The following is a 9,037-nucleotide window of genomic DNA, read 5'->3' on the forward strand; positions in this document are numbered from 1 at the left end:
CCGACGAGGGCCAGGATCTCGCCCTGGGCGTCCACGTCGATCTTGCGGGTGAGGTCGCCGTTGGCCACGGCCGTGGTGACCTCGGCCGCGCCGCTCGTCGAGGCCGTTCGCGCGCAGCGGACGGCTACCCGCGCCGTGGTCGGGGCCGCTCGCGCGCAGGGCCCGGGGTGAGGCGCCCAGCTCTCGTCTGCAGGCCTTGTTGAACGCCTGCAGGTCCGGGATGCCCACCGCCGCCGCGATCGCCGGGATCGCCAGGGTCGACTCGCGCAGCAGGTGCAGCGCGCGGGACAACCTCCTGCGGCGGATGTACGCGACCACCGTGCGCCCCGTCTGGGCCCGGAACAGCCGGGTGAGGTGGTTGTGCGACACCCCGGCGGCGCGGGCGATGCCGGGGACGGTCAGCGGCGCGGCCAGGTCCGCGTCGATGTGCTCCATGGCGGCCGCCACGACGGCGTGCGCGCTGCCGGCGACGGGCAGGTTCGCGATCCGCCAGAGCACCGTCCACACTTCGGCCGACGCCCTGGCCCTGGTGTCGGGGACCGCCGCGATGGCCTGCCGCAGCGAGGCGGCGATGAGCGGCGCCTGGTCCCCCGCGTCCCGCATGACGGGCACGACCCGCCGCTCGTCGCCGCCGGGCAGCCTGAAGTGCGCGTACAGGTGCTCCGACCTGCCCCGGTAGTGGTAGTGGACCTCGGCGCCCGGCGGGATCAGGCTGACGTGGCCGGGCTTGATGGCGTGCACGGCGCCGTCGAGCACCAGCTCGGCGGCGTACCCGTACAGGTGGAGCTGCCACAGGTCGGGCAGCCGGAACACGTCGTGGGCGCTGACCACGCCGTGCACGGCCGCCCCCGCGCCGGCCACCGCCGGCGGGTCGGAGAGCGTGATCGTCACCTGCCGCACAGGGATCTGTTCTACCGCAGCGGGGGAAAATGGACCAGTAGATGATGATTACAACCCACGACATAGCGGGTGTCCGGTTCTAACTTCGAGGCATGCGAACCACTTTGCTGACCTCCGCGCAGGTCGCCGGATTCGTGGCCGCCGGCTATCTGCGGCTCGACGGGATCGTCCCGGACGAGCTCAACGACCAGGCGATCGACGTGCTGGAGGCGGGCATCCCGCGCCCGCCGTACGGCACTCCGGTCACCCAGGCCTACCCCGAGGGATCGTTCGCCCGCCGCCTGATCGAGCTGCCCGCCGTGGCGGGCGCGCTGCACTCGCTCGTCGGCCCCGACCCGACCGTCGACCACCACGCCGTGCACGTCCGCGAGCCGCACAACGGCCACGCCCAGCCGCTGCACGCCGACGCCATCATCGACACCCGCATGGACGCCTTCGACGTGCAGCTCATGTACTACCCGCGCGAGGTGACGGCCGACATGGGCGGCACCCTCGTGGTGCCGGGCAGCCATCTGCGCCGGATCAACGAGAGCGACACCGGCCGCTACCAGAACCTGCGCGGCCAGACCCGGCTCACCTGCCCCGCCGGGACCGTGATGCTGCTCCACCACGGCATCTGGCACGGCGGGCGGCGCAACGACAGCGACGTCCGCAGGTACATGTTCAAGATCCGCTTCAACCCGACCGTGCCGCAGGTGCGGCTCTGGGACACCTCCGACCTGGACGATCCCGCCGTCCTGGCCGAGCTGGACCGGCGTTTCCCCTGGTACGAGCAGGCGACCGGGCGGTTGGAGGTCCACAACCGGGTGCGGATGTGGCGGGCGCTGACCAACGATCCGTCGTTCGACGTCGAATACTGGACGACTCGCGTGAACAACCGCCCCGGGAGGGTCGCATGAAGCAGCAGGTGCTCGTTCTCTATTTGGCCACCTCCGCGCTCGACGCCCAGGTGGTGGGCTGGTCGCGCTACGACGGCACCGGGCGCACCGAGCCGACGGCCGGTGACGGGGACGAGCCGCCGTACGAGACGGGGGTGGAGGCGTTGCGCGACGGGTGGCGGCTGTTCCAGGCGTCTCAGCTCATCCCGCCGTACCCCGGGCACGAATATGACACGTCGTTCATGAAGCACGAGTTCTTCTTCGAGAAGATGTCGTAAATCCGGACGTACGGCCTTATCGTGTGATCGCTCGATCTGGCCCGAGGAAGGAGCGGGATGCCGGACCTGCGCCCGCTCCGGCCGAGCGATCCCGAGCGGATCGGCTCGTTCCGGCTCGTCGGCGTGCTCGGCTCCGGTGGACAGGGCGTGGTCTACCGGGGCGTCGGCGACGACGGGCGCGAGGTCGCCGTCAAGGTCCTGCACCTCGCCCACGAGGAGGACGTCACCAAGAGCTTCCTGCGGGAGGTGGAGGCGGCGCGGCGGGTGGCCGCCTTCTGCACGGCCGCGGTGCTGGACGCCGGGATGGCGGACGAGCGGCCGTACATCGTGAGCGAGTACGTGCCAGGGGACACACTCCAGACGCTGGTACGGGAGTCGGGGCCGCGGTCGGGCGGGGCCTTGGACCGGCTGGCCATCTCCACGCTGACCGCGCTGGCGGCCATCCACCAGGCGGGGATCGTGCACCGGGACTTCAAGCCGGGCAACGTGCTGATGGGGCCGGACGGGCCGATCGTCATCGACTTCGGCATCGCCAAGGCCCTCGACGCGACGACCCGGACGTCGGCGCCGGTGGGGACGCCCGCGTACATGTCGCCGGAGCAGTTCAGGGGCGAGCGGGTGGGGCCCGCGTCGGACGTGTTCAGCTGGGCGGGGACGATGGTGTTCGCGGCCACCGGGCACACGCCTTTCGCGGGGGAGACGCTGGCGGCGGTGGTGAACAGCGTCCTGAGCGGTACCCCGGACCTCACGGGGGTGCCGCCGCACCTGCTGGGGGCGATCGCGGCATGCCTGTCCAAGGACCCGTCCACCCGCCCGGACCCGACGACCCTGCTCCGGCAACTCATCCGCCAGGCCGGCCCGACGGCCCGCGTCCCCGGCCCCGCCGGGGCGGCTCAGCCCGTCGCCGCCTGGGCGCCGCCCGCTGGAGCGGTCCCGTCCGGTCCGGCTCCTTCGAGGGCGGTGCCTCCGACCGGTGGGGCAGCGCACGCCGGGCCTCCGCCTCCTCGCCCAGGGGTGTGGTCTCCTTCCGGCGCTGGGCCCGACTCCGGCTCCTCGGCCGTCCGGACGGAACCCCCTGCCGGGAACGCCGTTCAAACGGGGCCTGAGGCCCGGGGCGGCGTTCAGACGGGGCCCCGCGCCACCGCCGGGCCGGTGGCGGATGCGGATACGGAGACCGGGCGGGGCCGGTCGGTCAGCCGGCGGGCCGTGTTCGGCGGGGCCGCGGCGGCGGCCGCCCTCGCGGTGTCCGCCTTCACCGTCCTGCGCCCGAGGAACGAATCCCTCGACCCGGACGACCGGCGTACGGAGCAGCCGTCCACCGGAAGTCCCTCCCCCACCCCGACACCCACGCCGACGCTGTCCGCCGAGCCCTTCGGGACGCAGGTCGCGACGTCCGCGCCCCTGCCCAAAGCGGACGGCGCGATCACGGCGCTCGCCGCCGCGGGGAGCACCGTCGTGTGCGGGACCGCCAAAGGGGCGGTGTTCACGTGGGGCCTGGGCCAGGCGGCCACCCGGCTCGGCGACGGCGGGGCCACGACGACGGAGGTGGCCGTCGGCGAGGTCGGCGGCACGCCGGTGATCGCCTCCGGGCACACCGACGGGCGGATGCGGCTGTGGAGCCCGACCGGTGAGAGCCTCGCCTCGCACAAGGTGAGCGACCCCGTCATCGCGGTCACCGTCACGGGCGCGGGCAAGGCGGTGGCGGTGTCGCAGAAGTACGACTCCATGAAGGACCTCCGCAGCGTCGTGCGACTGTGGGACATCTCCACCGGCAAGCAGATCGGCCCCACGATCACCGACCACTTCCAGGGCATCAGAGGGCTGGCGTTCGGCCGGCTGGGCAAGGACGACGTGCTCGTCACGGGCGACGGCGGAGAGCTGGTCCGGGTGTGGCGGCTGTCGAACGGGCGGATGACCCACTCGTTCAGCACCGGGGAGATCGGCGGGATCGAGCGGCTGGCCTGCGGCGAGATCAAGGACAAGCCCGTCCTCGTCTCGACCCACCTGGACGCGACCCTGCGCGTGTACGACCTGGCCACGGGCAAGCGGAGGAAGAAGTGGGAGTTCAGCGACCAGAGCCCGGACGACCGGGGCACCGTGGCTCTGGTCACCGGACGGTGGGGAGAGGTGCCCATCGCCGTCGTCGCCCACGGTCCGTGGAACGACGAGTACGTCACCCGGGTCTGGAGCCTGGACGACGGCGACACCATAGGAGCGCTCGACCTGGATCCCGGCGGGACGATCGCCACGCTGGCACTGGCCGAACGAGGCGGCCACCCGGTGGTGGCCGACACGGGCGGAGAGCGTACCGTCCGGGCCTGGAGCCTCGGCCCCGCCTGACCGCTGCCTCACCCCGCCCCCGCCGGAAACCCGGAACTCCGGAAACTGCCGCGCCCAAGGACGCGCCGCAAGCGTCGCGCCGGCGCCCGAACTTCCGGCGGGCCCGCACGTCGTACCGGTGTTCCGGCCTCCGGCGGGTGCGGAGGCCGGAACACCGGCGGGGCCGGGCACTGCCCGTGCGGGGTGTTACGGGTTGGTGAGGCGGTTGATGAGGGCTTGGGCGTCGCGGGTCAGGATCGTGCGGGACGCGGAGTCGGGGACGTTGGCGTGCTTGCCCGCGGCCTTGATGAAGCGCTTCAGCGCGTCGATCGCCTGCCCCGGCTTGCCGCGCTTCTCGTGCCACTCCGCCGCGTCGAGCTGCTCCAGCAGCTCCCGGGCGCCCGCGGCGGTCACCGTGCGCGCCTTCTTGAAGTGCGCGATCAGCGCGCGCACGTCACCGTACGAGGTCGTGGTCGAGAACGTGACGGTCGACGTCACCGTCCGCCCCGCCCGGTCCGTCGCCGTGGCGACGAGGGAGTGGTCGCCGAGGGGCAGGGTCCAGAGGCGTACGGGCGCGCCCGGGGGAACCGCGGTTCCGTCGAGCTTGGCCGTGGCGCCCTCCACCCCCGAGACCGCGTCCGTCGCCGTCAGGACCGGGGTGACGGTGCCCGAGTCGCCGTACGGCTTGGCCTCCACGCCGGTGACCGTCAGTGCCGGGTCTGATTTGTCGATCTTCACGGTGACCGTGCCGATCTGGGAGACGTTGCCGCCGTTGTCGGTGGCCCGGTAGCGGACCTCCTTGGCGCCCTCCGCGCTGAGCGTCACCGGGTTGGCGGCGTTCGCCCAGGTGGTGCCGCCGTCGAGCGAGTACTGGCGACTGGCCACCGTGCCGTTGTCGGTCGCGGTGACGGTGAGCGTGACGTTGCGGGTGTACCAGCCGTTCGCCCCGTCGGGCGAGGTCGGGTTGAGCGTGGCCGTGACGGTCGGCGGGCTGGTGTCGGCGACGCCCCCGCCCTGGAAGGTGAACGCGTCCACGTCCACGCCGCCGGTCGAGGTGACGTACAGCCGGCCGGTTCCCGCGGGCGGGTCGGCGAGCGCGGTGGTGATCGTCTGCCGGCCGTCGCCCGGCGGGATCGTCACCGTCGCGAACGGCGCGGCGGTGGGCGACTTCCAGCGCAGGGAGAGCGTCCCCGCGCCCGAGGCCCTGGTCTGGACCCCGGTGATGCCGGTGAAGTTGACCGGGTCGTAGGCGAGCCAGTCCCCCGCGTCGAACGAGGTGATCTTGAACTTGCCCGACGCCCCGTCGTCGGCGGTCCTGGTCACGCCGCTGCTCTGGTCGGCGTGCTCGGCCTGCGCGAGCTTCGGGTTGAGGGTGAGCGCGGCCTCGCCGAGCGCGCCGGGGATGCCGTTGGCGCCGTTGTCGCGGTAGCTCACGACGACCACGCCGTAGATGTTCTCCGTCTCGCCGTGCTCGGGCGCGTTCGCGGGCGTCGGCCAGGCGCCGGTGCAGCCGGTGCCGGTGGTCTCGGGGTGGGCGTGCACGTCGTGCCCGAGGCCGAACGTCCACTGCATGCGCGTGCACACCGGGCTGTCGCCGTCCTCGGCGTCATGCACGGCGATCTTGTACGGCACCGCGTTCCCCCAGTCGAAGAACCCCCCGTCCGGTGGCGTCTGGACGCTGACCTCGGGCGCGGTGTTGCCGACGGTGATCTCGGCCGAGGTGAGGCCCGCCCGGCCGCCGGAGTCGGTGACGCGCAGCCGCGCCACGTACTGCCCCAGCTCGGTGTAGGTGTGCGTGGCCGTCGCCCCGGTGGCGTCGAACGTGCCGTTCCCGTCGAAGTCCCACTCGTACGTCAGCGTCCCCGGCTCGGTGTCCCTGGACGACGACGCGTCGAAGGCGACCGTGAGCGGCGCCTGGCCGCTGGACGTCCTGTCCATGGTCATCCTGGCCTGGGGCGTCTTGTTGTCCGGGGTGTAGTCGATCCGGTAGAGCCCGGCGTCGGGGTTCGCGCGGAAGAACCCGTCGCCGTACTCCAGCACGTACAGGGACCCGTCCGGCCCGAACTCGATGTCCATCGGGCTGTCGGTGATGGGCTGCGCGGCGTCCCGCAGCTCGGCGTTGGGCAGGAAGTGCTCCAGCTTGGTGACCGGCCCGTCCGGGTACGTCACGGTGAACGCCGCCAGGTAGTCCTGCGAGAACTCGGCGAAGAACGCCTTGCCGTCCCAGTACGCGGGCAGCTTGCCGGGCGCCGGGTTGTCCGGGTCGTAGTGGTAGATCGGCCCGCCCATCGGCCCCTGGCCGCCCTGCGGGTCGAAGTCCACGAGCCCGGCCCACTCCGCCGGCTGGTGGGTGTTGTTGTCGCCGTAGTAGAGGTCGGCGGGGACGGCCGGCGGGAGCCGGTCGATGCCGGTGTTCCAGCGCGAGGTGTTCAGCGGCCCCGCCGCGCAGTCGAACCACGGCCCCGGCCGGGCGGTCTCGAAGTCCCAGTCGTTGTAGTTGAAGTTGTCGCCCGTGCAGTACGGCCAGCCGCTGTTCATGGGCTTGGTGAGCGGGGTGATGTTCCACTCGACGTAGCCGAGCGGGCCCCGGTTCGGGTCGGGGGTGCCGGCGTCGGGGCCGTAGTCGGCCCACGACAGGGTGCCCGTCTCCCCGTCCACGTCCATCCGGAACGGGTTGCGCACCCCGGTCACGAAGATCTCCGGCCGCGTCCTGGACGTGCCCGGCGGGAACAGGTTGCCCTGGGGGATCGTGTACGTGCCGTCGTCCGCGACCTTGATCCGAAGGATCTTGCCGCGCAGGTCGTCGCTGCTGCCCGCGCCGCGCCGGGAGTCGAAGCCCGGGTTCATGCCGGGCGCGTCGTTGTTGGGCGCGTACCCGTTGGCGCCCGGCGCGCCCGCCGGGGTGTTGTCGCCGGTGGCGAGGTAGAGGTTGCCGTCGGCGTCCCAGTCCACGTCGCCGGCCACGTGGCAGCACTGCCCGCGCTGCGTCTCGACCTTGATGATGACCTGCTCGGTGGACAGGTCGAGCGCGTTGCCGGTCCATTTGAAGCGGGAGAGCTGGTTGTAGCCCTTCCACTGGTTCCAGTACGTCTCGTCGGCCCCGGCGGGCAGCGAGTTGGGCGCCGACCCGGCCGGCGTCGTCTCGGGGTACGGCGCCGACATGGTCTTGGGCGCGTAGTAGAGGTAGACCCAGTGGTTCTCGCTGAACCGAGGGTCGAGGGAGACCGTCTGCAGGCCGTCCTCGGAGTTGTTGTAGACCGGGACGGTGTTGACGATCTTCGTGACGCCGCTGGCCGGGTCGGTCAGCCTGAGGTCGCCGTTGCGCGCGGTGTGCAGGACCCGCCGGTCGGGCAGGACGGCCAGGTCGATCGGCTCGCCCACGTTCTTGGTCAGGGTGATCTTCTCGTAGCTCGACCACTCGGTGGCCGGTTCGTGCGCCTGAGCGGGGCCGGCGGGTAAGACGAGTGCGGTGGCGGCCAGGAAGAAGCCGCCGAGCACCGCGAGGGTACGCTGCATTGGTGATGCCGCTCCTAGGACGAGGAGTGTCATGATCCGGGCCGCCACGCCTGCCGCTGCAACGGCAGGGATCGCGTGGCGGTCCGGCGTTGTGGTGGGGGTCAGCCGCGCAGGGCGGCCATGTTGCGGTAGCTGAGCTCGGCGTACTGCAGCGACTGCCCCGGGTCCGTGCCGGGCGCGTTGTCCTGCTCGTACATCGGGTTGTGCAGGCCTCTGGAGCGGAGCCGGCCGAAGAAGCGGGCGTAGTCGATGTCCCCGGCCCCGAACGGCACCATGTCGTAGCCGTTGGCGGTGCCCGGGTTGGCGGTGCCGTCCTTGGCGTGGAACAGCGGGAACCGCTTCTCCTGCGCCAGCACGGTGGCGAGCGGGTCGAAGACGTCGGTCTGCGCCGAGCCGTCGGGCGCGGTGTACGTGCGGTGCTTGAACTGGGCCACGTGCGCCCAGAAGATGTCCATCTCGAAGTAGACCCGCCTGGGGTCGCTGATCTTGAAGAAGTACTCCAGCTTGCGGATGCCGGAGGAGCGGGTGGGCCGGCCCTGGTCGTCAAGCGGGCCGCTGTCGAGCAGGAACGCGTACGCCGCGTCGTGGTTGTGCGTGTAGAGCTTGAGCCCGGCCTGGCAGGCGAGCTCGCCGAGCGCGTTCCACTTCTCCGCCGCCACGTCCCAGTCGGCCTTGTACGCGCTGCCCGTCGGGTCGGAGCCGGTGCCCACGTGGTCCAGGCCGAGGATGTTCGCGATCTCCAGCACCTGCTTGAACCGGTCGAGGTCGGCGGTGCTCAGCGGCCACGAGGCCGGGATGAAGCCGTGGTTGCCCTCGGCCCGCAGCCCGTTGTCGTCGAGCCAGCTCCGCAGCAGCCGGGCGCCCTCGACGGTCTCCAGGTTCGCGCCGCCCTCGGCGTTGGCGTGCTGCCGGTACCCGGCGAACTCGACCTGCTGGTAGCCGATGCGCGCGAGCGCCTCGAACACGCGGCGGAAGCCGGACGGCAGGGTCGTGGACGCCGGGTCGCGGCCGATCGCGTCGCGGACGGTGTAGAGGATGATGCCGCGCTTGCCCGGCGGGATCAGCGGCCGGTTCCACCCGCTCTGGGCCTGCACGGGGTCGGCGGCGGCGGGCTGGGCGAGGGGTACGGCGGCCGCGGCGGCGACG

Annotated in this window: 5 protein-coding genes and 1 pseudogene; 3 read left to right on the forward strand and 3 right to left on the reverse strand. The window is 72.2% G+C overall.

Translation table 11 applies throughout. The features are described 5' to 3' along the window. Positions 1-162: 162 nt before the first annotated feature. A pseudogene (locus ACWDX9_RS54850) lies at positions 163-603 on the reverse strand (helix-turn-helix transcriptional regulator); the annotation flags it as partial. A 389-nt stretch (positions 604-992) separates the two neighbouring features. On the opposite strand from ACWDX9_RS54850, the gene ACWDX9_RS54855 reads away from it, so the two are divergent. From ACWDX9_RS54855 to ACWDX9_RS54865, 3 genes are read left to right on the forward strand one after another with little or no spacing between them, the layout of a single operon-like run. Beyond that, positions 993-1,799, forward strand: a complete 807-nt coding sequence (locus ACWDX9_RS54855) for a phytanoyl-CoA dioxygenase family protein (RefSeq protein WP_350735262.1) — start codon at positions 993-995, stop codon at positions 1,797-1,799. Beyond that, a complete protein-coding gene (locus ACWDX9_RS54860) occupies positions 1,796-2,056 on the forward strand; it encodes a hypothetical protein (protein ID WP_350735260.1) in 261 nt (86 codons plus the stop codon). The genes ACWDX9_RS54855 and ACWDX9_RS54860 overlap by 4 nt, the downstream gene beginning before the upstream one ends. 57 nt (positions 2,057-2,113) lie before the next feature. Next, on the forward strand, positions 2,114-4,396 hold the full coding sequence (locus ACWDX9_RS54865; protein WP_449970435.1) for a protein kinase domain-containing protein: 2,283 nt from the start codon (positions 2,114-2,116) through the stop codon (positions 4,394-4,396). A 186-nt stretch (positions 4,397-4,582) separates the two neighbouring features. Here the strand turns inward: ACWDX9_RS54865 and ACWDX9_RS54870 are convergent, their stop codons facing one another. Beyond that, the gene (locus tag ACWDX9_RS54870) at positions 4,583-7,891 is read right to left on the reverse strand and encodes a PQQ-dependent sugar dehydrogenase (protein WP_449970438.1); all 3,309 of its coding nucleotides are present in this window, start codon (positions 7,889-7,891) and stop codon (positions 4,583-4,585) included. Positions 7,892-7,992: 101 nt separating this feature from the next. Further along, a partial coding sequence (locus ACWDX9_RS54875; protein ID WP_449970439.1) for a sugar phosphate isomerase/epimerase family protein occupies positions 7,993-9,037 on the reverse strand: 1,045 nt, incomplete at its 5' end.

The organism is Nonomuraea sp. NPDC003201, from assembly GCF_053590415.1.

Excerpts from the sequence above, each read along its gene's own strand:
- ACWDX9_RS54855 (WP_350735262.1), top strand. The coding sequence starts at position 993 with ATGCGAACCACTTTGCTGACCTCCGCGCAGGTCGCCGGATTCGTGGCC.
- ACWDX9_RS54860 (WP_350735260.1), top strand. The coding sequence starts at position 1,796 with ATGAAGCAGCAGGTGCTCGTTCTCTATTTGGCCACCTCCGCGCTCGAC.
- ACWDX9_RS54865 (WP_449970435.1), top strand. The coding sequence starts at position 2,114 with ATGCCGGACCTGCGCCCGCTCCGGCCGAGCGATCCCGAGCGGATCGGC.
- ACWDX9_RS54870 (WP_449970438.1), bottom strand. The coding sequence starts at position 7,891 with ATGCAGCGTACCCTCGCGGTGCTCGGCGGCTTCTTCCTGGCCGCCACC.